This window comes from Sulfitobacter sp. 1A13679, from assembly GCF_043557115.1.
GTDB lineage: Bacteria > Pseudomonadota > Alphaproteobacteria > Rhodobacterales > Rhodobacteraceae > Sulfitobacter > Sulfitobacter faviae.
Genome location: NZ_JBIFFO010000005.1, coordinates 68,723 through 95,353, shown reverse-complemented (window position 1 = coordinate 95,353; position 26,631 = coordinate 68,723). Strand labels below are relative to the sequence as shown.

Sequence of the window (26,631 nt, the reverse complement as noted above, 5' to 3'; positions counted from 1 at the left end):
TTGAGAACATCCGCGAACATAATGAGGTTTCGATCTCTAACCCACTGTTATCAAACGGATCGCTTCATCCTGCCGCATGAGCCACAAAAGCAGTCTCACGGCCTTGCCGCGCGGCCCTTCGAGGCTGGGGTCATCGACCAAAAGCTTGCGAGCGTCTGATTGCGCCACCGCCATCAGCCCCGCCTGACGCTCCAAATCCGCCACGCGGAAACGCGGCACGCCGGACTGCGCCGTGCCAATCAGATCCCCCGTGCCGCGCATCTTCAGGTCGGTTTCGGCGATGACAAACCCGTCCTCGGATTCGCGCAGCACCTCAAGCCGCTGGCGGCCCGTCTCGCTCAGCGGCGCTTGATACATCAAAAGGCAGGTCGAGGCGCCTGAGCCCCGCCCGACGCGGCCCCGCAACTGGTGCAGCTGCGCGAGGCCGAAAATTTCTGCCCGTTCCACCACCATGATTGTCGCATTGGGCACGTCGACGCCCACTTCGATCACCGTGGTGGCCACCAGCACCTTGGTCTCCCCCGCTTGGAAGGCGCGCATTGCCGCGTCCTTCTCGGCAGGTGGCATCTGGCCGTGAACCAACCCGACGATCCCTTCGCCCAAGGCCGCACGCAGCCGCTTAAACCGGTCCTCCGCCGCGGTGAGATCGCTGACTTCGCTTTCCTCAACCAGCGGACATACCCAGTAGCATTGCCGCCCCTCGCTGATCGCATGGCGCATCCGGTCGATAACCTCATCCATCCGTGACGTCGAGACGAGCGCGGTGCGAATGGGCTGCCGCCCGGGGGGCTTTTCGTCGAGGATCGACACATCCATATCGCCGTATTGCGCCAGCGCCAGACTGCGCGGAATCGGCGTAGCGGTCATCACAAGCACATCGGCAAGCTTCCCCTTGCGGCCCAATTCCAGCCGCTGCCGCACGCCGAAACGGTGCTGTTCATCAACCACGGCGAGGCGCAGATCGGCAAAGCTGACATCCGCCTGAAAGACCGCATGGGTGCCGACGAGGATCTGAATATCGCCGCGTTCCAGCGCCGCGAGCTTGGCCCGACGCTCGCCCCCCTTGTCGCGCCCGGTGAGCAGTTCCAGCACAACGCCCGCCTGTTCCGCCAACGGTTGCAGCCCCATAAGGTGCTGACGGGCAAGGATTTCCGTCGGCGCCATCAGCACCGCTTGGCCGCCCGCTTCGACCGCGCGCAAGAGCGCCATGAAAGCCACCAGCGTTTTGCCCGCCCCCACATCACCCTGCAACAGCCGGTTCATCCGGGTCTCGCGGCCCATGTCGGCGGTGATCTCTTCGATGGCGCGCTGCTGCGCGCCGGTGGGGCGATAGGGCAAGGACGACAGGACCCTTTGTTGCAGCCGCCCGTCGCCCCGGTTCGCCCGCCCCATCTTGCGCCGCTCATTCTGTCGCGCCAGCGCCAAGGTCACCTGATGGGCGAAAAGCTCGTCATAGGCCAACCGCTCGCGCGCGGGCGCGGTGGCGGTCAGATCCTCGGCCTTCCGCGGATCATGGGCGGCCTCTGCGGCGGCGGCAAAATCGGGCCAGCCGGCCTGCGCCACCTGCCCCGGATCGGCCCATTCGGCCACCACTGGCAGCCTTTTCAACGCACCGCGGGTGGCCTTGTACATCAGTTTCTGCGTCAGTCCGGAGGTCAGCGGGTAGACCGGCTCAAAATCGGGAATGCTGCTGGCCTGATCCTCCGGCACCGCGAAATCGGGGTGGACCATCTGCGCCATCCCGTCGAAAAACTCCACCCGGCCCGAGACGATGCGGCGGCTGCCTTCGGGTAATTGGCGTTGCCAGTAATCACCCCGCGCGTGGAAATAGACCAGTTGAAAACTGGTCTGCGCGTCCTCAACCATGATGCGATAGGCGCCGCCCTTGTTGCGGGCCGGGCGATGCGCGCCGATGGTGACCGCGACGGTCAATGTCGCGGGCAGATGCGCGTCCTTCACGCTGTCGCGCAAACGGCGGTCGATGCCGGCATGCGGCAGGGTAAAGATCAGGTCGCGCGGCGCTTGGATGCCCAATTGCCCCAGCAATTGCGCGGTCTTAGGCCCCACCCCTTCGAGCGTTTCCAGCCCGGCGAAAAGCGGGAAAAGCTGTTCCGGTCTGCCGCTCATTGGCCGTCGATCAGGGCCAGCCAGCCGTCTTCATCCAAGGTCTCGATCCCCAGTTCGGCGGCCTTTTTGGCCTTGGACCCCGCACCCGGCCCCGCGACCAGAATGTCGGTCTTGCCGCTGACCGAGCCCGAAACCTTGGCCCCCAAACGCTCCGCCCGGGCCTTGGCCTCGGCACGGCTCATCTTCTCCAACGTGCCGGTGAAGACGACCGTTTTGCCCGCCACGGGGCTGCCTTCGGTGTCGGGCCGCTCGGCAGGAATCACGGTCAGATGCGCCACCAGCCGGTCGATGGAGGCGCGCTCCGCCTCTTGCGCGAAGGCCGAGACGAGCGAGCCCGCCATGACGCTGCCCACCCCATCGACGCCGATCAGATCGTCCCACGCCGGGCCGCCCAGCCCGCGCGCCTCGGCCATGGCGGCCTCGAAACTCTGCCAATCGCCGTAGTGCAACGCGATCAGGTTCGACGCCGCCTCGCCCACATGGCGGATGCCGAGGGCAAAAATCAGTCGCGCCATCGGGATTTCGCGCCGATCTTCAATGGCTTGGAACAGGTTTTCTGCCGATTTCGGCCCCCAGCCTTCGCGGTTCTTCAACTGCTGCACGCCGCTGCCGTAACGCTCTTTCAGGGTGAAAATATCCGCAGGCTCTGCAATCCAGCCGTCGTGGTAGAATTGTTCGACCTGTTTGGCGCCCAGGCCATCGATGTCAAAGGCTTTGCGGCTCACGAAATGGATCAGCTTTTCAACGGCTTGGGCCGGGCAGATCAGCCCGCCGGTGCAGCGGCGCACCGCATCGCCCGGCTCGCGGATCGCATCCGACCCGCATTCTGGGCAGGTGGTCGGAAAGACGAAAGGCGCCGCATCCTCGGGGCGTTTTGAGAGGTCCACATCGGCCACTTTCGGGATCACATCGCCCGCGCGGTAAATTTGCACCCAGTCACCGACGCGCACATCCTTGCCACCGCGGATTTCGGCACCCTTGCTGTCGAGCCCTTTGATGTAGTCCTCATTGTGCAGCGTGGCATTGGAGACGACGACACCGCCCACCGTCACCGGCTGCAACCGCGCCACGGGGGACAATGCGCCGGTGCGGCCGACCTGAATGTCGATGCTCTCAAGCCGGGTCCATGCCAGTTCGGCGGCAAATTTATGGGCCACGGCCCAACGCGGGGTGGTCGAGCGAAACCCGATCCGGTCCTGAAGGGCGAGGTCATCGACCTTGTAGACCACGCCGTCAATGTCATAGCCAAGCGTGGCGCGCTGCGCCTCGATCGTCTCGTAATGGGCGACCATATCACCCGGCCCCGCGCAAAGCGCGGTCAAAGGGTTGGTCGAGAACCCCAGTTCCGCCAAACGGTCGATGGCGCCTTTTTGGGTGTTGGCCAAAGGGGCCGAAAGCGCGCCCCAGGCATAGGCGTAGAACCGCAGCGGCCGTGCGCGGGTGATTTCGGGGTCTAATTGGCGCAGCGATCCGGCAGCGGCATTGCGCGGGTTGGCGAAAGTCTTGCCGCCCCTTTCCGCCTGCCGCGCGTTCAAGGCCGCGAAATCGGCGTGGCTCATATAGACCTCGCCGCGCACCTCCAGCAGATCGGGCGCGTTCTTGAGCTCTTGCGGGATGTCTTTGATCGTGCGGGCGTTCGCGGTGACATTCTCGCCCACGGCGCCATCGCCGCGGGTGGCGGCTTGGACCAGCACGCCGTTCTCGTAGCGCAGAGAAAGCGACAGCCCGTCGATCTTGGGCTCTGCCGTATAGGCCAGCGGCGCATCGGCGCCGAGGCCGAGGTATTTGCGGATCCGCGCGTCGAATTCGGTGACTTCCTCGGCGTCGAAAGCATTGGCGAGCGAGAGCATCGGCACCGCATGGCGTATCTTCCCAAAACCTTGGGCGACCGGTGCGCCGACCTGTTCTGAGGGACTATCGGCGCGCTTGAGGTTCGGGAAACGCGCTTCGATCTCGGCATTGCGGCGTTTGAGCGCGTCATATTCCGCATCGGAGATTTCCGGTGCATCCTCCGTATGATAGGCGGTGTTCGCCGCGCTTAGCACCTCGGCCAGCCGGGCCAATTCCGTCTCTGCCTGCGCTTTGGTCAGCGCTTCAACCTCGATCTGGGATGTCACGATCTGCCCCCGATATTGTCATCTGTCGCTTAGATAGGTGGCGATCAGGGGCAGGTCTAGCGATTTCAGGGCGAATGATTTCAAGCCGGGGCCGAGGGGGATCAGGCGCTGGCGGCCAAATCCATCTCAACCGGGTCAGGATCGCGCAGCACATAGCCGCGGCCCCAGACCGTCTCGATATAGCTCTCCCCGCCGGTGGCTTGGCTCAGCTTCTTGCGAAGTTTGCAGATGAAGACATCGATGATCTTCAACTCAGGCTCATCCATGCCGCCATAGAGGTGGTTAAGAAACATTTCCTTGGTGAGGGTCGTGCCCTTCCGCAGGCTCAGGAGTTCGAGCATCTGATATTCCTTGCCGGTCAGATGCACGGGGGTATCGTTCACGCTGACGGTCTTGGCATCAAGGTTCACCGCCACTTGGCCCGTCTTGATGATGGATTGCGAATGCCCCTTGGACCGCCGAATAATGGCATGGATCCGGGCGACCAATTCCTCCCGATGAAAGGGTTTCGTCAAATAATCGTCGGCGCCGAAGCCGAAGCCCCGCAGCTTATTTTCCGTATCGTCGGAGCCCGAGAGGATCAGGATCGGCGTCTCGATCCGGGCGAGCCGCAACTGGCGCAGCACGTCATGGCCGTTCATATCCGGCAGATCGAGGTCGAGCAGGATCAAATCATAATCGTAAAGCTTGGCCAGATCGATTCCCTCTTCGCCCAGGTCGGTGGCGTAGACGTTGAGATTCGCATGGGTCAGCATCAGTTCGATACTGCGAGAGGTCGTTGGGTCGTCTTCAACTAACAATACACGCATTTCGGTTACTCCGGCTCATCTTGGACGATGGGCTCACCCTGAGCAAAAAAAGGTTAACTACCCGTTACCGATACTCGACAGGATAGATTAACAACTTAAAGTTGTCTATATTTTTTCAAGGCCGTGGCTTTCAGCGCCGCCTCCCCATGTTCGGTAACCGCATGTAACCACTCCATAAATTCTTCGTCACTGATGCCGTAACGCTCCAGCGCTTCGGACTGGGTGATCAGCCCATAGACCACCCCCCGCACCACCGCCGCCTTGCGCGAGGCGACCCATCTGCGGGTATCGGCGCTTGGCAAATCGGCGCGGGACATCACGCTCCCGTCAGCGAGGGTAACAGACCGTGGCCCATCGACTTTTTTCAGGTACATCGCATCATCCGCCATTGTTTTGGCGTCCAATAACCCCCACCTGCCTTAACGCGGCGTGAAGCCCGCCCTTGTGACTAGGTAGGATTTTCCTATATTCGCGCACAAACTCCGGAGAGACCCATGGCCCTTGATCAGACCCCGCCGCTCAATTCGCTTGGCTTTGCCAAAGCGCCTGCCGATACGCGCGTCGTTGTGGCGATGTCGGGCGGCGTGGACAGTTCCGTCGTCGCGGCCATGCTCAAGGACGAGGGCTATGACGTTGTGGGCGTCACCCTACAGCTTTACGATCACGGCGCGGCGCTGGCCAAGAAAGGCGCCTGCTGCGCGGGGGTCGATATTCAGGATGCGCGCCGCGTGGCCGAGGAGATGGGCTTCCCACATTACGTCTTGGACTATGAAAACGTCTTCAAGGACGCCGTGATTGACGAGTTTGCCGACAGCTACCTCGGCGGTGCGACGCCGGTGCCCTGCATCCGCTGCAACGAGCGGGTGAAGTTCAAGGACCTGCTCGAGACCGCCAAGGACCTCGAGGCCGACTGCATGGCCACCGGTCACTACATCCAACGCAAGATGGGCCCCAACGGCCCCGAGTTGCACGCCGCGGCGGATGGCAACCGCGACCAAAGCTATTTCCTCTTCTCCACCACGGAGGAGCAGCTTTCCTACCTGCGCTTCCCGCTGGGCCATCTGCCCAGCAAGGACGACACCCGCAAGCTGGCCGCGAAATACGGGCTCGAGGTCGCCGATAAGCCCGACAGCCAAGACATCTGCTTTGTCCCGAACGGCGACTACGCCGCCGTGATCCGCAAGCTGCGCCCCGAGGCCGCTGATCCGGGCAATATCGTCGACACCGAGGGCAATGTGCTGGGCAGCCACGAGGGCGTGATCCACTACACCATCGGCCAGCGCCGCGGCCTCGGCATCGGTGGTCTGGCTGATCCGCTCTACGTCGTGAAGCTCGATCCTGAGCGGAAAGAGGTTGTCGTCGGTCCGAAATCCATGCTCGCCACCCGCAAAATCCCGGTGCGCGAGATCAACTGGCTGGGCGATGCGCCCCTGACCTCGCAGGCGGAATGGAATATTGCCGTGCGGGTGCGCTCTACCCGTCCACCGCGCGATGCAATCCTGCGCCCGATCAGCGAGACGGAGGCCGAGGTCGAGCTACTCACCGCCGAGGAAGGCGTCTCTCCCGGGCAGGCCTGTGTTTTCTATGATCCTGAAAGCACGCGCATTTTTGGAGGCGGCTGGATTCACCGCGGCTGACAGCCCTTACAGCCGCGCCAGCACCGCCCGCGCGGCCCGTAGGCCGGGTGCCTCACCCCCCTGCCCCAGACGCTGCATCGTCAGCGCCATGGCGTCCTTCTGGGCGCCGGGCGCGCGCAGCACTTGCAAAACCCCTTCGGCAATCGGGCCGGGACGGCAGTTCGCGCCGATGAATTCCGGCACCACGCGGGTTTCCGAGACGAGGTTGACCAGCGTCACCGTATCCACCCGCAGCATCCGACCGATGATCTGGCGGCTGATCCAATTCATGTCATAAGCGATGACCATCGGCGTGTTCACCGCGGCAAGCTCCAGGGATACGGTGCCCGAGGCCGCAAGCGCCACATCCGCCGCGCGGAAGGCGGCGCGTTTGCTGGCGGTGAAAGCCTCGACGCTTTGGTCGCGCGGATCCAGCACCAGCGGGTTGCCCGCCCAGTTGCGCGTGACCTGTTTGACCAAGGCGGCCACAGGGGCCGCCGCAGGGACGACGACACGCAAGGACGGCTCGGCCTCGACCAATCGCGCAACGACCTGCTGGAACACCGGCGCCAGCCGCGAGACCTCCCCCCGGCGCGAACCGGGCAAGGCAAGCAACAAGGGCGCATCAGCGAGACGGTGTTCGGCACGGAACGACGCGGCGGCGGCGTCATCGGCCACAGGCTCGGCCACCACCGGGTGGCCGACGAAATCACAGGCCATGCCCGCCGCTTCCATATAGGGCGGCTCGAAGGGGAAAAGCGCCAGGACGTGATCGACGGAACGGGCCATCTTCTCGGCCCTGCCGGGGCGCCATGCCCAGACGGTTGGGGCCACGTAATGCACTGTTCTGATGTCGGATTGCTCTTTCACCTTACGCGCCACGCGAAGCGAAAAATCCGGACTGTCGATGGTGATCAGCACATCCGGTTTGGTATCAACCACCGCCTGCGCCGTCTCGTTGATCCGGGCCATCAACGCGCGGTATTTCGGCAGGATCTCGGCCAGCCCCATGACGCTAAGCTCATCCATATTAAAGCGGCTTTCCAGCCCCTCAGCCATCATCTGCGGCCCACCGATGCCGTCAAATGTCACCTCGGGGCAGAGCTCTTTCAGCCCCGCCATGAGCGCGCCGCCCAACCGGTCGCCCGAAGGCTCGCCTGCCAGAATGAACACCTTCATCCCGCGTCCCCCTCTCGGACCCAAAGCACCAATCCTAGTTCATCGGCCAGCGCCACGCAGGCGTCACGCTCCAGCAACATCACGCCGCCCGCCTTGACCACCACGCCCGCCAGCCCCGCCGCATGGGCGGCGCGCAGCGTGTCGGGGCCGATGGTGGGCAGGTCGATCTCACGGATTTGGCCAGTTTTCGGGCCTTTGCAGAGCACTGCGCGCGCGCCCTGCACCGCTTCTGGCAGGGTCGCAAGCAGGTGATCCGTGCCCCCAATGGTCTCGACCCCATAGACCTGTTCGCGCCCGATCACGCAGGCCTGCCCGATGTCCAAGCTTGCCAACCCGTCCAGCACCGCCGTGCCGCGCGCCGCATCCCGGCGTATCTGACCGTCGGGCAGCTCGCGGGACAGCACACCGCTGTCGGCCAGCAGGTCCGGGACCAGTTCGTCAGCGCCAACCACCCGCAGGCCATGATCTTCGAAAATCGTCTTGATCACCTCAAGCGCGCCATTGTCGCCCGCCGCAAGGGCGGCCTTGAACTGCGGCACCAAGGGCGCCGTGCGCATGTCGAGCTTGGCAGGATCGAGCGTAGGCCGGTCAATCGCACCGCAGAGGCAAACCTCGCGGATGCCAAGGCCCAGAAGATGCGCAAGCAGGCTGCCCAAAGTCTCCAACCGGAAGGTCAGATCGGCCTTCAGCCCATCGGGCGCGCAGCCCTCATAGGCGCAGACCAAAGGCGGCACGTCCTGCGCCGCCGCCACCCGCGCGGGCAGGCCGCCGCGCCCGGCGATCAGCGCAAGGCTCATTTCGGCGTCAGGAAATGACGGCCCGTGTCGGCCATGACGAAATCGACGATCTGGCGGACGTAATCGCTTTGGGTCTCGTCCCCCAAACGCCGCGCCCGGTCCGAAAATGTCCCCTCGCCCTGCGCCAGCATCTGGAAGGCGGCCCTGAGCGCCGTGATGTCGCTGCGCGCCACGCCCGCGCGTTTCAGCCCAACGAGGTTCAGCCCGTCCAGATCACCGCGCGGCGCTTGTACAAGGCCGTAGGGGATCACGTCGTTGGTCACCATCGTCACCGCGCCAATGATCGCGCCCTGCCCGATCCGTACCCATTGGTGGATGCCGGACAGCCCGCCGATGATCACGTCATCTTCGAGCACGCAATGCCCCGCCACGGCGGCATTGTTCACCACGATCACCCGGTTGCCGACCACGGCGTCATGGGCGATGTGGCACCCGGCCATGAAGAGTCCGTCATCGCCGACGCGGGTCACCCCGCCGCCACCTTCGGTGCCGCAGTTCATGGTGACATGTTCGCGGATGCGGTTCCGCTCCCCGATGACCAGACGGCTGGCTTCGCCCTTGAACTTCAGATCCTGCGGAATCTCACCGATCACCGCGAAAGAGAAGATCACCGTGCCCGCGCCGACCTCGGTCCGGCCAGTGACGACGACATGGGATTTCAGTTCCACATCCGCTTTCAACACGACCTCGGGCCCGACCATGCAGAAGGGGCCGACGCGCGCCGAAGGGTCGATCTGCGCGCCCTCTTCGATCACGGCACTGGGGTGGATATTGCTCATGCCGCGTCCTGCGGGAGGTCCAACATCGCCATGAACTCGGCCTCGGCGGCCATTTCACCCTCAACGGTGGCCACGCCGCCGAACTTCCAGATCTTCGCACCCGGCTTGCCGCGCAGGGTCTTGAGGTCCATCCGCAGCACATCGCCGGGGCCAACCTTGCGGCGGAACTTACATTTGTCGATGGACATGAAATAGATCAGCATGTCGCGGTCCTGCATGCCGAGGGCCGTGCCCACCATCACACCCGCAGTCTGGGCCATTGCCTCCACAATCGTCACGCCCGGCATGATCGGCGTGCCGGGGAAATGGCCCTGAAAATGCGGCTCGTTCATGGTGACGTTCTTGTAGCCGACAGCACTCTCGGTGCCCGCGATCTCTTCGACCTTGTCGACCAGCAAAAAGGGATAGCGGTGCGGCAGGATGCGCTGGATCATTTGGATATCGGCGCGCAGCAGCTCTTCGGTCATGGACTGTCCTTTGTCTCAGAAGGTTGCCGAAGGGCTACCAATTCGGACGGCTGGGGGCAAGCATCCCGGCGGGGGCGGCGCTTACTCGGCGTCCGTCAGCCCGCTGCCGATCGTCTCGTCCAAAAGCGCAATCGCCTCATCCGTGACCTCAATCGCGGAGGACGAGACAAAGAGCCGACGCCGCTCCAGAATGACCGCCGCGTCGGAATTGCGCATCAACTGTTCAAGCACCGGGGCCGCAGCGGCCAGAAACCGTTCCCGCTCAAGGTCGAGCGCCTCGCTCAGCGCCCGGTTCTTCGCCGCCTGCTCTGCCCTTGTGCGCTGCACCTTTTCGTCAAAAGCATCGGCCAAAAGCCGGAACTGCGCCGGTTTCAGCTGAGAGCGTTTTTCGGTGAGTTCGCGTTCCTCCGCCTCAAGCGCCGCTTCGATCTCGCGGTTCTCGGCGGCAAGCTCATCGCTCTGGGCTTCGATCTCGCGGCTGACGCGCTGGCCAAAGGCACTGTCGCGGAACAGGCGTTCGGAATCGATTGTCAGCACCGGGCTGATCACGCCGCCCCGCGCCGGGGCGGGCGTGTTTGTCTGTGGGTCTGCCAAGGGCCCCTGCTGCGCAAGGCCGGGGGCGGCCCCGGCCAGCATCATCACCAAGGGGATGAAGGCGCGGCGCATGGGCTTAGAACGTGGTCCGCAGGGTGACCTCAAAGCTCTGCTCTTTGTCAAAGCTCTCTTTCTTCAGCGCGTCGGAGACGTTGAACTGAAGCGGGCCAAGCGGCGTGTCCCAGAAGACCGAGACGCCGATCACATGACGGAACGAACCGCTTTCGCCGACGATGGTGCCGCCTGAGGTGTCCACATCGCTCAGATCCCACAGGTTGCCCACGTCGTAGAAGACGCCGCCGGTGATGCCATATTCCTCAGGCAGGCCCAGCGGGAACTCCGCCTCGAAACGGGCCACGGCAAAAAGGTTACCGCCAAGCGCGTCGTCCACCCCGTTGCTCTGATCACGCGGGCCGATGCCGCCCGGCTCAAAGCCGCGCATGATCGACGGGCCGAGGATAAAGCGGTCAACCGCACGGTTGGTGCCGCTGTTCCAAGACAGCGCACCGCCTTCGAGCGTGGCACGCAGGGTGACTTCCTCGTTAAAGATGCGCTTCTCGCCCGCGACCTTGGCCGTGGTCTTGATATATTCGTTGTCCCCGCCAAGCCCGGCAAAGTCCTGTCCGAACTCGAACAGAACGCCCTGTGTCGGGTCCAGCCCGCTGCGGCGGGTGTCGTAGGTATAGGTATAGCCAACGGAGGAGGAGAAGAGCGCGCCCTCGTCGATTTCATTCGCGATGGTCGCGCTGTTGTCTTCGTCGTCCCGCTCCAGCATTTCGATCCCTTCGAGGGTATAGCGCGTCGACAGACGGCCATTCTCGCTAACCGGGAAGGTCAGGCTGGGCTGGAAGACCAGACGTTCGGTGTCATAGCTAGTGTAGGAGGAATTGGTTTCCGCGTAATCCAGCTTGAGACCAAGCGCCACGTCACGCCCAAGGAAGCGCGGCTCGACGAAGGTCACGCCATAGCGCGTCGCATCCTCGGCAGTGGAGATCGACAGGTTCAACCGCTGACCACGCCCGAGGAAGTTTTCCTCTTGGAAGCTGACCGCCACACCGAAACCGTCATTGTTAGAGAAGGAGCCGCCGAAGTTCAGCGAGCCTGTGGGTTGTTCCTCCACATCCACGTCGATCACGACCTGCTCGGGGCTGGAGCCTTGGCGGGCGTTAACCTCTGCCGTCTCGAAATACTGCAACGCGCGGATGCGTTCCGCTGCTTGGCGGATTTCGCGCGGGTTGAAGGGGTCACCCTCCACGCTGTCGAACTCGCGCCGGATCACACGGTCGAGCGTGGTGGTGTTGCCTTCGATGTCGATCCGCTCGACAAAGATGCGCTCCCCACGGGAGAGTTTGTAGGTGACGTTAAGCGACAGATCGCGGTCATTGCGGTCGATCACCGGCTCGACGCGCAGGAAATCGACACCATCACGGATCGCTTGGCGCTCGATCCGGGCGATGTCATTCTCGATCAGGGTCGGGGAATAGATCACGCCAGGGCGGATCTTGAGCAGGTCGCGATAGGCCGCCGCATTCAGGCCGGGCACTTCGGATTCCAGCGTCACCTCGCCGAAACGGAACTGCTGCCCCTCGGTGATGTTATAGGCCACAAAGACGCCATCACGCTCTTCGGTCAACTCGGCGTTGACCGCTTCAGTGCGCATATCGACATAGCCGCGCGAGAGGTAGAAATCCCGCAGCAACTGTTTGTCGGCCTCGACGCGGCCTTCGACATAGGTGTCGCGTTTGACCAAGCGGCGGAACAGACCAGCCTGTTTGGTGCCCAGAACGCGGCGCAGGCGGCGGTCAGAATAGACGCGGTTGCCGACAAAGCTCAGACGCTCGATCTCGACATTGTCGCCTTCGAAAATCTCGAACACCAGATCGACGCGGTTCTGGTCGCGGCGGATGATGCGCGGCTGCACGCGGGCCGACAGGCGCCCCTCGTTGCTATAGGCCTCCGCAATGGCGGCGGCGTCTTGCTCGGCTTGGCTGGGGTTGAACACCCGCCGTTCGGTCGAGCCGATGAGTTCGGCCAGCATTTCATCCTTGATGCGGCGATTGCCTTCAAAGCTGACGCGGTTCAGCGTCGGCAGTTCGACCACCGTGATCACCAGCGTACCGCCCTGCGGCTCAAGCGAGACGGATTCGAACAGGCCCGAGTTTTGCAGGTTCTGATAGGCGTCGTTCAACTGACCGCCCGTCACCGCCTGCCCGCGCCCGATGCCCGCGCGGCGCAAGATCGCGCTATCGCCAATCCGCTCATTGCCGTCGATGACGACTGTGTTGAACTGATATTGCTGCGCCTGCGCTTGGCTGCCGGGCACGAGCCACGCGACAGAGAGCATGACACAAAGCGATGCCCCCCGAAGGGTCTTGCCGACATTGCTGCGCTGCGCCCATTCGACGGGCATTCTGCCCTCGTTCCTCAGTCCCATTACACCGACCCGTTTTTTACGACATTGTTGTCAACCTGACTACGCAGGTTAACGGGGTTTGTCAAAAGCAACGGCGGGAAAAATATACCATATCATGCGGCAAGTTGGGCCGGAATGACATGATGGGACAAGATCGTGTGGAACTGCCCGATCCGGCAGCTCGCAGCGGTCAGAGAGAGGCGACAAAGGCCCCGGCGGAAAGCGCCGCGGCAATGGCCGCGCCAAAGAACGCACGGTCCCAGTTCAGGTCCAAAAGCAGGCTCAGGCCGCGGTATGTTCCTTGCAAGACGTGCATCTTCGGTTCCTTCTTGATGAAGGGGAACCATAGCCAGAGATTGCGGCACGATTTTGTTCAATTGTGGCCATTTGAAGGCATTGCGCCCTGCCCCGAAGGGCAAGGCGCAGGCTCTCTTTCGCTGTCCCTGCGCCGTTTAGGGGCAGAACAGATCATTGCCAAGCGCAAAGAGCATCAGGGTCAGCACCAAGGCGATGCCAATGCTCATCAAAAAGCGCAGCGCGCCATCGCTGGGCGGTTTGCCGGTCACCGCCTCATAGGCGTAGAACACCAGATGCCCACCGTCCAAGGCCGGGATCGGGAAGAGGTTCAGCAGACCGACCGCTGTGCTCAGCACCGCGATGAAATAGATGAAGGACTGCGCCCCTTGGCTCGCCATCGCGCCCGAGGTTTGGGCGATGCCCACCGGGCCACTGAGGTTGCAGGTGCTGATATTGCCCACGATCATCTCACGCAGACCCGAGATCGAGCCGGTGATGATGCGCCAAGTGTTGTCCAAACCGGTGCCGAGCGCCTCACCCACGCCGGGGGTATCGGTCGCAGGCACGAAGGCCATGCCGCCGACGATGCCAATGCGCAGGTTTTGTTTGAAACTGCCATCGGGCTGCGGCTCATCCGTGGCTTTGGGGACAAGAGTGAAAGGCAAGCTCTCGCCATCGCGCCAGACGGTCAACTCCTGCGGGGCCCCTTCGGAGGCTTCGACCACCTCTTTCAATTCCCCAAAGGCCACGATCTCTTGCCCATTCACGGCGGTGATCACATCGCCGCTGCGCAGACCAGCCTCTTGCGCCGCCGATTGCGGGGCGACGTTGCTGACCAGCGGCGGCATCAGATATGGGCCAGGCACGGTTAGCTCTTCGCCATCGCGGGTGACGTCATAGCTCAGAACCGCTTCCTGCGGCAGATTGGTCAGGAAATCGCCATAGCCTTCCCCGGCAGAGAGCGAGGGCACCGGGGTGCCTTCGACCGCGCGCAGAATATCGCCCGGAGCCAACTCATAGGCGTCACTCGGCAGTGCGCGCAGCTCGCCCACGGTCAGCGGATCACGGGCGGTGCCCGCCGTCATCGCCACGGCGAAGAAGATGATGATCGACAGGGCAAAGTTGAACACCGGCCCCGCCGCCACGGTCAGCGCGCGGGCATAGAGCGGCGCGCCGTGCATCGTGTGGCGCAGCGCCTCGGGGTCGTCGGCCAGCGCTTCCATCGCGGTTTCATCCTTGCCGGATGCCGCATTGGAATCGCCTGCGAATTTCACATAGCCGCCAAAGGGCAGCAGCGCGAACTGCCAGCGCGTGCCGCGCCTGTCGACGCGGGAAAAGAGCACGGGGCCGAAGCCGAGACTGAAGACATCCGCCTTGATCCCGGTCCAACGGCCAACGATGTAATGCCCGTATTCGTGGATCGCCACGATCACCGACAGCGCCACGACAAAGGCCAGTATCGTCCAGATCAGCCCGCCGAACTCCGGCAAAAATCCCATGATGTCCAACGTGCTACCCTGCCCTTTTCTGAATTGCGGCCTCTGCCGCCTTGCGTGCGAGATGGTCCGCCTGCGCCACCAGTTCAAGTGTCACGTCGTCGCGGCCCTGCGCGGCCTCTTCGGCGCGGCGCTCCAGCACCTCTTCGACGATCTCGGCCATCTGCGTGAAGCGCAGCCGTCCGTCGATGAAACCATCAAGCGCCACTTCCTTGGCCGCGTTAAAGACCGCGCCCATCAGACCGCCCGCCGCCATGACGTCGCGCGCGAGCCGCAGCGCGGGCCAGCGGGCGTCATCGGGGGCGGTGAAATCGAAACGTCCGATCTTGGTCAGGTCCAACCGCTCGACCGGGAGATGCCCGCGCGCGGGGTGGTGCAGCGCATAGCCAATGGCATGGCGCATATCCGCGGGGCCGACATGGGCCATCAGCCCACCGTCGCAGAAACCTACCAGCGCATGGATCATCGACTGCGGATGCACCAGCACCTCGATCGCCTCGGGCGAGACGCCGAAAAACTCACGCGTCTCAATGACTTCCATCGCCTTGTTAAACATCGACGCCGAGTCGATGGTGATGCGCTGCCCCATGTCCCAATTGGGATGGCTTGAGGCTTGGTCGAGCGTCGCATGGGCAAGGTCTTCGAGCGGCCAATCGCGAAACGCGCCGCCGCTGGCGGTGATGATGACACGCTCAACCGCGGCCATGTCTTCGCCGACCAGCGCCTGAAACACAGCGGAATGCTCACTGTCCACGGGCAGGATCGTGGCACCGTGGCGTACGGCCTCGCCCATGATCAACGCCCCGGCGCAAACCAGCGATTCCTTATTGGCCAGGGCCAGCGTGCCACCTTGGCGCAGCGCCGCCAGCCCCGGTGCCAGCCCCGCCGCGCCGATGATCGCCGACATGGTCCAATCCGCCGGGCGCGAGGCGGCCTCGGTGATCGCCTCGGCCCCCGCTGCGGCTTCGACACCGCTGCCGCTGAGCGCATCGCGCAGATCATCCAGCAGGTCTTCACGCGCGGTGACGGCCACATCCGCCTTCAGCGCAATGGCATCCTTGGCCAATTGCGCGATATTGCCCGCGCCGGTCAGGGCCACGACCTCATAGGCGTCGGGCGCGCGGCGGATCAGGTCAATCGTGTTCTGACCGATAGAGCCGGTCGCCCCCAGTATCGAAATCTTGCGCGGCATAGCGGGTCAATTCACACCCGGCGGGAAACCGATCAGCGGCCCGACGATCAGCAAAAAGACGGCAGCGCCCAGCATCCCGTCAAAACGGTCCAACAGACCGCCATGGCCGGGGATCAGCGCCGAGCTGTCTTTGACGCCCATCTTTCGCTTCATGCCCGACTCCGCCATATCGCCCATCTGAGAGGCCATCGACAGGGCCACCGAGATGCCGACGAGTTGCAGGCCAAAGCCCGTGTTGAACGAGAAAATCAGCCCGACAACAGCCGCCCCGACCCAGCCCGAGGCGGTGCCAGACCATGTTTTCTTGGGGCTGACCTTGGGCCAGAATTTGGGCCCTCCGATGGCGCGGCCTGCGAAATAGCCCACCACATCGGTCACCACGACCACCAGCACCAGCCACATCAACCAGCCAAAACCCATGTCATCGCGCAGCTGGATCAGACCAAAGCCCGCCAGCAGGATTAGCGCGGTAAAACTCATGTAAAGCGTGCGATTGGCGCTCAATAGCGCGAAGCCCGCCAGCGCCGGGGCCAGCAAAAGCGGCAGGCCAAAGCCCACCGGCAGATAGACCGATGCCAGCACCGCCGCCGCGGTCACCAGCCCCAATTGCCAAGCCGCCGCCTGCCCCTGCCCGCGCAGCATGCCGACCAATTCCCAGACCATCATGCCGCAGATCAGCGCCACCAGCAGATGAAAGACGGTGCCGCCCAACCAGATGCCCAAAAGACCGATCAGGATCATCGCGCTGGCCGACAGCATGCGGGCGCGTAGGTCGGACCATTGTTCAGGTGATTTCATCGCAGCTCTCCTCAGGTCTTGACCGCACCGAACCGCCTGTCACGCCCGCCATAGGCGGCGCAGAGCCGGGCGAATTCCTCGCGGGTGAAATCCGGCCACAGCGTGTCGATGAACTCATATTCCGCATAGGCCGACTGCCACAGCAGAAAGTTCGAAATCCGCGCCTCGCCGCTGGTGCGGATCACCAGATCGGGGTCGGGCAACACATGGGTATCGAGGTAGCGCGGCAGGGTCTCTTCGTCCACGCTGTCGGGGTCGAGCTTGCCGCTGGCGACATCTTGGGCCAAGCGGTGCGTGGCGCGGGCCACCTCATCGCGGCCGCCATAATTGAGCGCGATCGTCAGATTGATGCGGGTGTTATGGGCGGTATGGGCCTCAAGCTCTCCCATGAGCTTGATCAGCTTGTCATCCAGCCGGTCACGATCCCCAATGAACCGCACCCGCGCGCCATAGTCGCTGAGGCTGCGCATTTCCTTTGAAATATAGCGCCGAAACAGGGACATAAGCCCCGCCACTTCGACCTGCGTACGCTTCCAATTCTCGGTCGAGAAGGCAAAGATCGTCAGATACTCGACCCCCACATCGGGGCAGCATTCGACGATCTCGCGCACGCGTTTGGCCCCGGCATGATGCCCAAAAAGCCGGGGCCGCCCGCGTTGGGTGGCCCAACGGCCATTGCCGTCCATGATGATCGCCACATGGCGTGGCCCGCCGGGTATCGTTTGGGGCTGAATTTCGGCGGTGCTCATGTCTCGACCTTTTTCTTTCAAGTTCTGTTTCCCTGCGTCTCGGCGGGGTCAGACTTGCATGATTTCGGCCTGTTTCGTCTCAAGCTGCTCATCGATGAGCGTAATGAAACGGTTGGTCAGATCCTGCACTTCGCCTTCCCAGATTTTCTGGTCGTCCTCGGACATGGCGCCGTCGTTCTTGGCTTTCTTGATCTGGTCCATCCCGTCGCGGCGGATGTTGCGGATCGAGACGCGCGCATGTTCGGCATATTGGCCTGCGACCTTGGTCAACTGGGTCCGGCGCTCTTCGTTAAGCTCGGGGATCGGCAGCATGATGATGGTGCCGTTAAGCTGCGGATTGATGCCCAGTCCGCTCTCGCGGATGGCCTTCTCGACCTTGCCGACGAGACCCTTGTCCCAGACGTTGATCGTGACCATGCGCGGCTCGGGCACGTTGACGGTGCCGACTTGGTTCACCGGGGTCATCTGGCCATAAGCCTCGACCATCACCGGCTCCAGCATGGAGGCCGAGCCACGCCCCGTGCGCAGCGATGCGAACTCGGTCCGAAGCGACGCAATCGCGCCGTTCATCCGCCGTTCAAGATCATCGGTATCGAGCATAAATTCGTCTGACATGGCGAGCCTGCTTGTTGTTTCCTTGCGTTACGGCTTTCTAACGGTGGCGCGGCGCTTTCACAACTGCCCATTGTTGCGCCACCATACGCGCCCCGCGCCCCTGTTGTGAGGGACGCGGGCAGCATCAGGTCAATCGCCCCGCCGTGGGGCGATGCCGTGGAATGCGGGCGGAATTACCCGACGCGGGTATAGGTGCCCTGCCCCGCCAAGATACCTTGGAAGCCGCCCGGTTCATCCAGCGAGAAGACGATGATCGGCAGGTTGTTGTCCCGCGCCAGCGCGATGGCAGAGGCGTCCATCACCCCCAGCCGCTTTTGCAGCACGTCGTCATAGCTCACCAGATCATAGCGTTTCGCATCGTCGAACTTGGCCGGGTCCTTGTCATAGACACCGTCGACCTTGGTGCCCTTGAAGATCGCCTCGCAGGACATCTCATTGGCGCGCAGGGTCGCGGCGGTGTCGGTGGTGAAATAGGGGTTGCCGGTGCCCGCGGCAAAAATGCAGACCCGCTTCTTCTCAAGGTGGCGCACGGCGCGGCGGCGGATATAGGGCTCGGCCACTTCGTTCATGGTGATGGCGCTGATCACGCGGGTGTGGATGCCCAAGCCTTCGAGCGCCGATTGCATCGCCAGCGCGTTCATCACGGTGGCGAGCATCCCCATGTAATCCGCCGTGGTCCGCTCCATCCCCTGCGCCGAGCCTTGCAGCCCGCGGAAGATGTTGCCGCCGCCGATCACCATGCAGATCTCAACGCCCAGACTGTGCACCGATTGCACCTCACGGGCGATGCGTTCGACGGTTGGCGGATGCAGACCATAGCCGAGGTCACCCATCAGCGCCTCCCCGGAAATCTTTAGCATCACGCGGTTAAAGGAGACTTGGGGGGTGTCTTGGGACATCGGGCACACCTTACTATTTCACCAACCGGGGGAGATTTAAGCCTTGCGGCGGTGAAGGGTTTTCATTTCGCGCCAAAATGTCGCAAATACGCCCAAGGTTCAATGCGGGACGTAAGGAAGACGCAAAGAAATGCCGGATATTCCCAATGCCCAGATGGACGCCCTGTTGCAAGACTTACCGCCCGAACGGCCGGTGTTGATCGCCGGGCCGACTGCCAGTGGCAAATCCGCCCTTGCCCTCGCCATTGCCGAGGCGCAAGGCGGCGTGATCGTCAACGCCGATGCCAGTCAGGTCTACGCCCCCCTGCGCATCATCAGCGCCCGCCCCTCGCCCGAGGAAGAGGCCCGCGCGCCGCATCTGCTCTATGGCCATCTGGCCGAAGATGCGCCCTATTCCACCGGCCATTGGCTGCGCGAAGTGGCCCCGCTGCTGGGCGGCGACCAGCGGGTGATCATCACCGGGGGCACCGGGCTTTACTTCTCTGCCCTGACGCAGGGGCTGGCGGAGATTCCGGCCACCCCGCCGAAGGTCCGCGCGCAAGGCGATGAGATGGCGCTCGAAGACCTGTTGGCCGGGCTGGACGCCGAGACCGCCGCCGGCATCGATCAGCGCAACCGCGCGCGGGTGCAGCGCGCTTGGGAAGTCTGGCAGGCCACCGGGCGCGGCCTGTCGGACTGGCAGCGCGACACCGGCGCGCCGCTTTTGCCGCTGGCGGACTGTCTGCCGATCGTCTTCGATGTCGAGCGGGATTGGCTGAACGCCCGCATCGCGCAGCGCTTTGACCTGATGCTCGAGCAAGGCGCCTTGGAAGAGGTCGCCGCCCTCCGCCCGCGCTATGACCCATCCCTGCCCGCCCATCGCGCCATTGGCGTGCCGGAACTGATCCGCCACCTCGACGGCGATTGGCCGCTGCACCGCGCCCGCGAAGCCGCCGTGGTCGCCACCCGCCGCTTTGCCAAGCGGCAGCGCACTTGGATGCGCAGTAAGATGGCAGATTGGCAGCGGGTGACGCCGGAATAGCCGCCGAACGGGCGGAATTTCTTGCGTTATCCCAACCCTCCGCTAGCCTGACGTTGATGATTGCCCTTGTAAGGTTTCCATTTCTCAACGAAAGCGCTGTGTGCCCCAGACAGAGATTCAAACCCAGTCCTTGGCCCAGCTTTCGGCGGGGCAAGACTGGCGGCTGACCCTCGCGCACGATCGCGACCACCATCTTTTGATCTGGATCACCCGGGGCCAAGGTCGTCTGCTGCTTGATGGCCAACGCCGCGGCATCAGCCCGCATAATGCGCTTTGGATACCGGCGCGGTCGCTCTTCGCGCTGGAGCTGGGCTATCAATGTCTGGGCCATGCGGTGCTGATCCCCGAAGACAGTGACGAAAGCCTGCCCGAGACCCCGCGCCAATTGCGCATCCGCGATGGGGCCGCGCAATCGGAGATCGCAACCCTCATCGAACAGACCCAACGGGAGGTCCAACAGGCCCGCCCCCTGCACCAAGATGCGCTCAAAGCGCAGGTGGCGCTGATGTCGGTCTGGCTGCGCCGCCAGATCATGGCAGAGGCTCATACCGCCCCCCGACCCAAGGCAGGCGACAGGCTGAGCGCGCGGTTCTGCGCCTTGGTCACTCAAGGCGCCCCCAAGGGCACCAGCATGGCCGAACACGCCGCAGCTCTCGGCGTGACCCCAACCCATCTGACCCGCGCCGTCAAAGCGGCCACCGGCAAATCCGCCGCTGACCTTCTGACCGAGCGCAGTTGCCACGCCGCCCGTCGCCTGCTGGCCGAGACCGATCACACCGCGGTCGAGATCGCCGCCACCTTGGGCTTCGGCTCTGCCGCCTATTTCACCCGTTTCATGCAACAGCACAGCGGCCTGCCCCCCAGCAAACTGCGCTGAGAGCCGGGCCGAAATGTCGTTTTCAGACCCTCAGCATGTCGCAAAACTCCTCCAAACTCCTCAGCCGAATGTTGACGCGCGGGTGATTTCCGTGCCTCATGGCTGAACCGCTCCGCGAAGGGGCGGGGCAATGGACACGATCAGGCTGCCAGAAAGACCGCCAAAAGGTCTTCGGCACCCCAGCGCCACAAGGCAGAGAAAACCTGCCACGACAGAACCGGCGCCCCCAAGGCGCCGCACGAATTAAAAAGGCCAAAAGGCCGCATCGTCGGGCCAAGTCACCGCCCGACCCTGCTACAGGGGACCACATGGGACTATTCATTTTGCGCCGGCTGGGTGTGATGTTGCTGACGGCGCTTTGCCTGACGTTCATCGTATTCTGGCTGACCAATCTCTATCCGAACCTTGAAAAACTCGCCAAGACCCAAGGCAACTTCCGCATGTCGGACGAGGCCGTGGCCAGCTACCTCGAAGACCGCGGCTATCTGCAACCCACGGTCGACAAGTTCGGCGAATGGCTGGGCGTGCTGCCCGGCTGGGTCACCGAAGGCGAGACGCCCGAGGAAACCTTTGGCCGCTGTTTCGCCCCCGGCACCCCGGTTGAGGCACGGCCCACCCGTTGCGGCATCCTGCAAGGCGATTGGGGCTTCTCGACCGTCTTCAAAGAACCCGTGGGCGAGACGGTGCTCACCCGTCTGGCACTCACCGGCAAGCTGATGTTCTGGGTGCTGGTGCTGATGGTCCCCTCGGCGCTGATCGTCGGCGTGCTGGCGGGGATGCGCGAAGGCTCCAAGCTCGACCGCTCGCTCTCCACCTTCTCCATCGCCACCACGGCGACGCCGGAATATGTCTCTGGCGTGATCTTCATCGCGGTGCTGGCGTCCTCGCGCTTTGGCCTATCGCCGCTGCTGGCCGAATGGGGCTGGATCGACAGCAAAACACTGTTTCTGGGCTCGGCCACCTCTGCCATGAAGGATGCGAACTTCTGGAACTTCTTCCTGCCGGTGCTGACCATCTCGCTCTACGGTATGGGCTATATCGCGCGGATGACACGGGCCTCGATGACCGAGGTGATGACCGCGCAATATATCCGCACCGCAAGGCTCAAGGGCGTGAAATTCTCAGAGATCGTGCTAAAACACGCGCTGCGCAACGCACTCATTGCGCCCTTCACCGTCATCATGCTGCAAATCCCGTGGCTCTTGAACGGCGTGGTGATCGTCGAGACGCTGTTTAACTACAAGGGTTTCGGCTGGCTTCTGGTGCAGGCCGCGGCCAACAACGACATCGAACTGCTGCTGGCGGTGTCGGTCGTGTCGGTGATCGTCGTCCTCGTGACGCAGCTGATCTCGGACATCGGCTATGTTTTCCTCAACCCGCGCATTCGCATTTCTTAACGGAGCTTGGACATGGAACCTTTGACATGGACCGGGTCGCTTGCGGGGCTCAATATCATCTTCCTCGGTCTCGCGGTGCTTCTGGCCTTGGCCGTAGCGGTGCAGATCGTCGTTTCCTTCTTTCCCGCCAGTGAGGCACGCCAGATCAACCCGGATGGCACCGTCGCCCGGCAAGGCGGGCTGGCGGGCGGGGTCAACCGTGCGGTGATCCTGCTCTTTGCACTGCTGATCCTCGTGCTGATGATCTATATCATCGCAGGCGCCTTCATGGGGCCACAGGCGGGCATCATCGGCGGCATGTCGCAGCAGATGCTGCCCGTGTGGATCGCGCTGATCCTGACCTTCGCGCTCTCTATCCACTTCAAACGGCGGCTCGGCCTTTACGGCAAGCTGTTTGACAGCACCGTCGGCATGATCGGTTTCGCCATCGTCCTGTTCTGGGTCTACACCGGCATCTTCGGCGGGCTGTTCGACCTGTTGGTGACGCATGACAGCCTCAGCCAGACCTCGGGGATGAAGAACAAACTGCCCGGCACGCCCCTGCGCAGCCCGGATGAAGGCGAATACCCTTGGTTCCTTCTGGGCGGAGATAACCTTGCCCGCGATGTCTTTTCCCGGCTGATCAAAGGGTCTTGGGTCGTGGTGCAGATCGCGCCGATGGCAACGCTCTTTGCCTTTATGGTGGGGATCACGCTGGGCCTGCCTGCGGGCTACTATGGCGGGCGGTTGGATACGGTACTGAGCTTTCTGGCGAACCTGATCCTCGCCTTCCCGGTGATCCTGCTCTTCTACCTGCTGGTCACGCCCGAGATCGTGCTGACCGGCATCCCGAACTACATGGCGGTGTTCCTGTTCATCTTCCCGCTGATCTTCCTCGCCGTGCTGTTGAACGCGCGCTACTACACGCAGCCGTCGTTCCGCACGCCGCTTCTGATCGTGGTGCTTGGGGTGGTCGGCTGGCTCTACCTGTCGCTGGTCTCCACCGACGGGGCGATCGTGGCGACGGACAGCTACCGCATCCCCGGCCTTCCCAGCATGATCGACCTCTTCGACATCGACCCCGGCGTGCTGGTGGTCTTCGTCTCGGTGGTCTTCGTGAACTCGCCCACGGTGTTCCGCATCGTGCGCGGCTTGGCACTCGACATCAAAACCCGCGACTACGTCGCCGCCGCCCAGACCCGTGGCGAAGGCCCGTGGTATATTATGCTGTGGGAGATCCTGCCCAACGCACGCGGGCCACTGATCGTCGATTTCTGCCTGCGCATCGGCTATACCACGATCCTTCTGGGCACGCTGGGCTTCTTTGGCCTCGGGCTGGAGAGCGAGAGCCCCGACTGGGGCAGCACGATCAACGCGGGCCGCCGCCTGCTGTCGCTCTACCCGCATGCCGCTATTGCGCCTGCGCTGGCGCTGCTAAGCCTCGTGCTGGGTCTGAACCTCTTGGCCGATGGCCTGCGCGAAGAATCCCTGCGCGACTAAGAAACATCCTCCGGGGGGCCAGCCCTCCCGGCCCCTTTTGATCCCCCGACTGGGAGAGCCAAATGCCAAAGACTGATTACGACGGTCCCATTCTTGAGATCAACAACCTGTCGATCTCCTTCTTCACCCGCCTGCGAGAGATTCCCGCCGTGATGGATTTCTCCGTCAACGTCCAACCCGGAGAGGCCGTGGGGCTGGTGGGCGAAAGCGGCTGCGGCAAATCCACCGTGGCGCTGGGCGTGATGCAGGATCTGGGTCGCAATGGCCGGATCGTCGGCGGCTCCATCAAGTTCAAAGGCCGCGACCTGAGCGAGATGAGCCCCGAAGAGCTGCGCGACATTCGCGGCAGCGAAATCGCGATGATCTATCAAGAGCCGATGGCCAGCCTGAACCCCGCCATGCGGATCGGCAAGCAGCTGATGGAAGTGCCGATGATCCATGCCGGCATGTCCGAAAAGGAAGCCTATGCACGCGCCTTGCAAGTGGTCACGGACGTGAAACTGCCGGACCCCGAGCGCATCCTGAAGGCCTATCCGCACCAGCTATCAGGCGGGCAACAGCAGCGTATCGTCATCGCCATGGCGCTGATGTCCGAACCCTCGCTCTTGATCCTTGATGAGCCGACCACCGCGCTCGACGTGACCGTCGAGGCTGCGGTGGTGGAACTGGTGAAGGATTTGGGCAAGAAATACGGCACCTCAATGCTCTTCATCTCGCACAACCTTGGGCTGGTGCTGGAGACCTGCGACCGGATCTGCGTGATGTACTCGGGCGAGGCGGTCGAGAAAGGCTCGATCGAGGATGTCTTTGACGAGATGCAACACCCCTATACGCAGGCGCTGTTTCGCTCGATCCCGCTGCCGGGGGCGGACAAAAACGCGCGGCCCCTGAAGGCCATCCCGGGCAATTTCCCCCTGCCCCACGAACGCCCGCCGGGCTGTAACTTCGGCCCGCGCTGCGACTATTTCGTCCCCGGCCGCTGCGACGCCGCGCCGATCCCGATGGAGAGCGTCCCCGGCAACGACCGGCACGAAACCCGCTGCATCCGCTTTCAAGAAATCGACTGGCAAGCGCCCTTGGAACTGGCGGAGGTCAAAGAAAAGGGCGACGTGGGTGAGGTCGTCCTCAAGATGGACAAGCTCAAGAAATACTACCAGGTCGCCGCCAATGCCATGTTCGGCGGCGGCAATACCAAAGTGGTCAAAGCCAATGAATCCCTCAGCTTCGAGGCCCATGAAAGCGAAACCCTCGCCATCGTGGGCGAGTCGGGCTGCGGCAAGTCCACATTCGCCAAGGTGCTGATGGGGCTAGAGACGGCGACCGAGGGGCATATCTACCTCGACGGGCGGGACATCGGCGGCGTGCCGATTGATGACCGCACGACCAAGAATGTCGCCGATGTGCAGATGGTGTTCCAGAACCCCTTCGACACGCTGAACCCCTCGATGACCGTGGGGCGGCAGATCATCCGCGCGCTCGAAATCTTCCGCATCGGCAAGAACGAGAAAGAGCGCCGCCAGCGCATGCTCGAACTGCTCGATCTGGTCAAACTGCCCCGCGAATTCGCAGGCCGGATGCCGCGCCAACTCTCGGGCGGGCAAAAACAACGCGTCGGCATCGCCCGCGCCTTTGCCGGGGATGCGCGGATCGTGGTGGCGGATGAGCCGGTCTCGGCCCTCGACGTGAGCGTGCAGGCCGCCGTCACCGACCTGCTGATGGAGATCCAACGCGAGCAGAAGACGACGCTTTTGTTCATCTCCCACGACCTGTCCATCGTGCGCTATCTCTCGGACCGGGTGATGGTGATGTATCTGGGCCATGTGGTTGAACTGGGCGACACCGGTCAGGTCTTTGCCCCGCCCTATCACCCCTATACCGAAGCGCTGCTGAGCGCGGTGCCGATTGCCGATACCAAGGTGAAAAAGAAACACATCGTGCTAGATGGCGACGTGCCCTCGGCAATGAACCCGCCTCCGGGCTGCCCCTTCCAGACGCGCTGCCGGTGGAAGTCGCAGGTGCCCGGCGATCTGTGCGAACGCGAGGTGCCGCCGATGGTGATCATGGCCGACGGCCATCAGATCAAATGCCACCTCTCGGCCCAGCAATTCGCCGAGATGGAGCCGGTGATCGAGACAGGCACGGCGGCGGAATGAAAAAGGCGCGGTTCCGAAGAACCACGCCTCATGCCTCAGGCTATCTAAGGGGGAACGGCCTGAGGTTATGACGATCCGGCCTGCATGGCCAAATCAGGCCCGGGTTTAGGGATCAACGGGCGAACCGGCGGTGTTCACATTGGCCAGACCTTCGGCCACAACATCCGCGAAGGTCGAGACGAGCGCCACATAGAACTCAGTCTCGGACGGCTGCACGTTGACATAGCCTTCGGGCGCGATCTCATCGCCGCTATAGGCCGAAATCATCACCGGGAAGCTCAGGCCGGCGTTGTCACCAGTGGGGCTTGTGATATCAACAACGCCTTCCAACTCGTTGAATTCCTTGCTGTCGGGCAGCATGGTCGCGCCGTTCAGAGAGATTTTGCGGATGTCGATCTTGATCTGCGGATCGGACCCATCGCTGCTCATCGGCACGCGCTCTGCCACTTCGGCGCGCAGGTCTTCTTCCAGATCAGGATAGAAATCCATGGCATTGCTGTCAGCCGCGGCGGCGACAGAGGATTCGACGTCGATTTTCGAGACCATGATCTTGTCATCGGCGAAGGCAGAGCCGCTCAGCGCGATAACGCTTACACCAGCGGCAAGGGCGATGTTTTTCATATTCGTCAGCATGTCGTTCTCCTTTGATCTTTCCTCTCTGCGGCGAGAATGCCCCGCTGCAAAGTTTCTGATCAGAGAACACCACGATTGCCCCGACGGTTCCCGAGGGGGCCGATGCCAGACAGGCTTGCGGGGGTGC

24 protein-coding genes are annotated in these 26,631 nt (G+C 63.1%); 6 read left to right on the top strand and 18 right to left on the bottom strand.

All coding sequences use genetic code 11. The annotated features are described in order from the left end of the window. Positions 1 to 36 precede the first annotated feature (36 nt). The 4 genes from recG to ACGYLA_RS05835 form a co-directional block, all read right to left on the bottom strand. Entirely contained in the window at positions 37 to 2,127 is a 2,091-nt protein-coding gene (recG, locus tag ACGYLA_RS05850; RefSeq protein WP_394431036.1) for an ATP-dependent DNA helicase RecG, read from the bottom strand. Next, the gene (gene ligA / locus ACGYLA_RS05845; RefSeq protein WP_394431034.1) at positions 2,124 to 4,244 is read right to left on the bottom strand and encodes an NAD-dependent DNA ligase LigA; all 2,121 of its coding nucleotides are present in this window, start codon (positions 4,242 to 4,244) and stop codon (positions 2,124 to 2,126) included. Before ligA ends, recG begins: the two co-directional genes overlap by 4 nt. Positions 4,245 to 4,345: 101 nt before the next feature. Then, positions 4,346 to 5,053, bottom strand: a complete 708-nt coding sequence (gene ctrA / locus ACGYLA_RS05840) for a response regulator transcription factor CtrA (protein ID WP_136720308.1) — start codon at positions 5,051 to 5,053, stop codon at positions 4,346 to 4,348. Between the two features lie 95 nt (positions 5,054 to 5,148). After that, positions 5,149 to 5,427 carry a DUF1153 domain-containing protein gene (locus ACGYLA_RS05835; protein ID WP_067266163.1) on the bottom strand — a complete coding sequence of 93 codons (279 nt, stop codon included), beginning with the start codon at positions 5,425 to 5,427 and terminating at the stop codon, positions 5,149 to 5,151. 120 nt (positions 5,428 to 5,547) lie between these two features. On the opposite strand from ACGYLA_RS05835, the gene mnmA reads away from it, so the two are divergent. Next, positions 5,548 to 6,690, top strand: a complete 1,143-nt coding sequence (gene mnmA / locus ACGYLA_RS05830) for a tRNA 2-thiouridine(34) synthase MnmA (protein WP_394431032.1) — start codon at positions 5,548 to 5,550, stop codon at positions 6,688 to 6,690. Between the two features lie 6 nt (positions 6,691 to 6,696). Here mnmA and lpxB read toward each other — a convergent pair whose 3' ends face one another. The 13 genes from lpxB to pyrH form a co-directional block, all read right to left on the bottom strand. After that, the gene (lpxB, locus tag ACGYLA_RS05825; RefSeq protein ID WP_394431030.1) at positions 6,697 to 7,848 is read right to left on the bottom strand and encodes a lipid-A-disaccharide synthase; all 1,152 of its coding nucleotides are present in this window, start codon (positions 7,846 to 7,848) and stop codon (positions 6,697 to 6,699) included. Beyond that, positions 7,845 to 8,645, bottom strand: a complete 801-nt coding sequence (locus ACGYLA_RS05820; RefSeq protein WP_394431028.1) for an LpxI family protein — start codon at positions 8,643 to 8,645, stop codon at positions 7,845 to 7,847. Before ACGYLA_RS05820 ends, lpxB begins: the two co-directional genes overlap by 4 nt. Beyond that, on the bottom strand, positions 8,642 to 9,424 hold the full coding sequence (gene lpxA, locus ACGYLA_RS05815; RefSeq protein WP_394431026.1) for an acyl-ACP--UDP-N-acetylglucosamine O-acyltransferase: 783 nt from the start codon (positions 9,422 to 9,424) through the stop codon (positions 8,642 to 8,644). Before lpxA ends, ACGYLA_RS05820 begins: the two co-directional genes overlap by 4 nt. Further along, complete coding sequence (gene fabZ / locus ACGYLA_RS05810) at positions 9,421 to 9,891, bottom strand: 3-hydroxyacyl-ACP dehydratase FabZ (RefSeq protein ID WP_067264885.1); 471 nt, start codon at positions 9,889 to 9,891, stop codon at positions 9,421 to 9,423. Before fabZ ends, lpxA begins: the two co-directional genes overlap by 4 nt. A gap of 81 nt (positions 9,892 to 9,972) precedes the next feature. After that, positions 9,973 to 10,557 carry an OmpH family outer membrane protein gene (locus ACGYLA_RS05805; protein ID WP_394431024.1) on the bottom strand — a complete coding sequence of 195 codons (585 nt, stop codon included), beginning with the start codon at positions 10,555 to 10,557 and terminating at the stop codon, positions 9,973 to 9,975. 4 nt (positions 10,558 to 10,561) lie between these two features. Next, complete coding sequence (gene bamA / locus ACGYLA_RS05800) at positions 10,562 to 12,895, bottom strand: outer membrane protein assembly factor BamA (RefSeq protein ID WP_394431022.1); 2,334 nt, start codon at positions 12,893 to 12,895, stop codon at positions 10,562 to 10,564. Positions 12,896 to 13,088: 193 nt separating this feature from the next. Continuing rightward, positions 13,089 to 13,214 carry a hypothetical protein gene (locus tag ACGYLA_RS05795; RefSeq protein ID WP_269451576.1) on the bottom strand — a complete coding sequence of 42 codons (126 nt, stop codon included), beginning with the start codon at positions 13,212 to 13,214 and terminating at the stop codon, positions 13,089 to 13,091. A 136-nt stretch (positions 13,215 to 13,350) separates the two neighbouring features. Continuing rightward, entirely contained in the window at positions 13,351 to 14,694 is a 1,344-nt protein-coding gene (rseP, locus tag ACGYLA_RS05790) for an RIP metalloprotease RseP (protein WP_394431020.1), read from the bottom strand. 13 nt (positions 14,695 to 14,707) lie between these two features. Continuing rightward, entirely contained in the window at positions 14,708 to 15,883 is a 1,176-nt protein-coding gene (gene dxr / locus ACGYLA_RS05785) for a 1-deoxy-D-xylulose-5-phosphate reductoisomerase (protein ID WP_394431018.1), read from the bottom strand. A 6-nt stretch (positions 15,884 to 15,889) separates the two neighbouring features. Then, positions 15,890 to 16,681: a phosphatidate cytidylyltransferase gene (locus ACGYLA_RS05780; protein WP_067261564.1), complete on the bottom strand. Its 792-nt coding sequence runs from the start codon at positions 16,679 to 16,681 to the stop codon at positions 15,890 to 15,892. Positions 16,682 to 16,692: 11 nt separating this feature from the next. Beyond that, a complete protein-coding gene (uppS, locus tag ACGYLA_RS05775; protein WP_067261562.1) occupies positions 16,693 to 17,430 on the bottom strand; it encodes a polyprenyl diphosphate synthase in 738 nt (245 codons plus the stop codon). Positions 17,431 to 17,478: 48 nt separating this feature from the next. After that, positions 17,479 to 18,045: a ribosome recycling factor gene (gene frr, locus ACGYLA_RS05770; RefSeq protein WP_067261561.1), complete on the bottom strand. Its 567-nt coding sequence runs from the start codon at positions 18,043 to 18,045 to the stop codon at positions 17,479 to 17,481. Positions 18,046 to 18,218: 173 nt separating this feature from the next. Continuing rightward, positions 18,219 to 18,944: a UMP kinase gene (gene pyrH / locus ACGYLA_RS05765; protein WP_067261559.1), complete on the bottom strand. Its 726-nt coding sequence runs from the start codon at positions 18,942 to 18,944 to the stop codon at positions 18,219 to 18,221. Positions 18,945 to 19,074: 130 nt separating this feature from the next. On the opposite strand from pyrH, the gene miaA reads away from it, so the two are divergent. The 5 genes from miaA (at position 19,075) to ACGYLA_RS05740 (ending at position 25,871) form a co-directional block, all read left to right on the top strand. Continuing rightward, the gene (miaA, locus tag ACGYLA_RS05760; protein WP_394431016.1) at positions 19,075 to 19,965 is read left to right on the top strand and encodes a tRNA (adenosine(37)-N6)-dimethylallyltransferase MiaA; all 891 of its coding nucleotides are present in this window, start codon (positions 19,075 to 19,077) and stop codon (positions 19,963 to 19,965) included. Positions 19,966 to 20,065: 100 nt separating this feature from the next. Next, positions 20,066 to 20,842, top strand: coding sequence for an AraC family transcriptional regulator (locus ACGYLA_RS05755; protein ID WP_394431014.1), 777 nt, complete (start codon positions 20,066 to 20,068; stop codon positions 20,840 to 20,842). 308 nt (positions 20,843 to 21,150) lie between these two features. Continuing rightward, positions 21,151 to 22,239: an ABC transporter permease gene (locus ACGYLA_RS05750; RefSeq protein ID WP_394431012.1), complete on the top strand. Its 1,089-nt coding sequence runs from the start codon at positions 21,151 to 21,153 to the stop codon at positions 22,237 to 22,239. A 12-nt stretch (positions 22,240 to 22,251) separates the two neighbouring features. After that, positions 22,252 to 23,718 carry an ABC transporter permease gene (locus ACGYLA_RS05745; RefSeq protein WP_394431010.1) on the top strand — a complete coding sequence of 489 codons (1,467 nt, stop codon included), beginning with the start codon at positions 22,252 to 22,254 and terminating at the stop codon, positions 23,716 to 23,718. A gap of 62 nt (positions 23,719 to 23,780) precedes the next feature. After that, entirely contained in the window at positions 23,781 to 25,871 is a 2,091-nt protein-coding gene (locus ACGYLA_RS05740; protein WP_394431008.1) for a dipeptide ABC transporter ATP-binding protein, read from the top strand. A gap of 105 nt (positions 25,872 to 25,976) precedes the next feature. On the opposite strand, the gene ACGYLA_RS05735 is transcribed toward ACGYLA_RS05740, so the two are convergent. Further along, complete coding sequence (locus tag ACGYLA_RS05735) at positions 25,977 to 26,504, bottom strand: hypothetical protein (RefSeq protein ID WP_209218906.1); 528 nt, start codon at positions 26,502 to 26,504, stop codon at positions 25,977 to 25,979. Between the last annotated feature and the right edge of the window lie 127 nt (positions 26,505 to 26,631).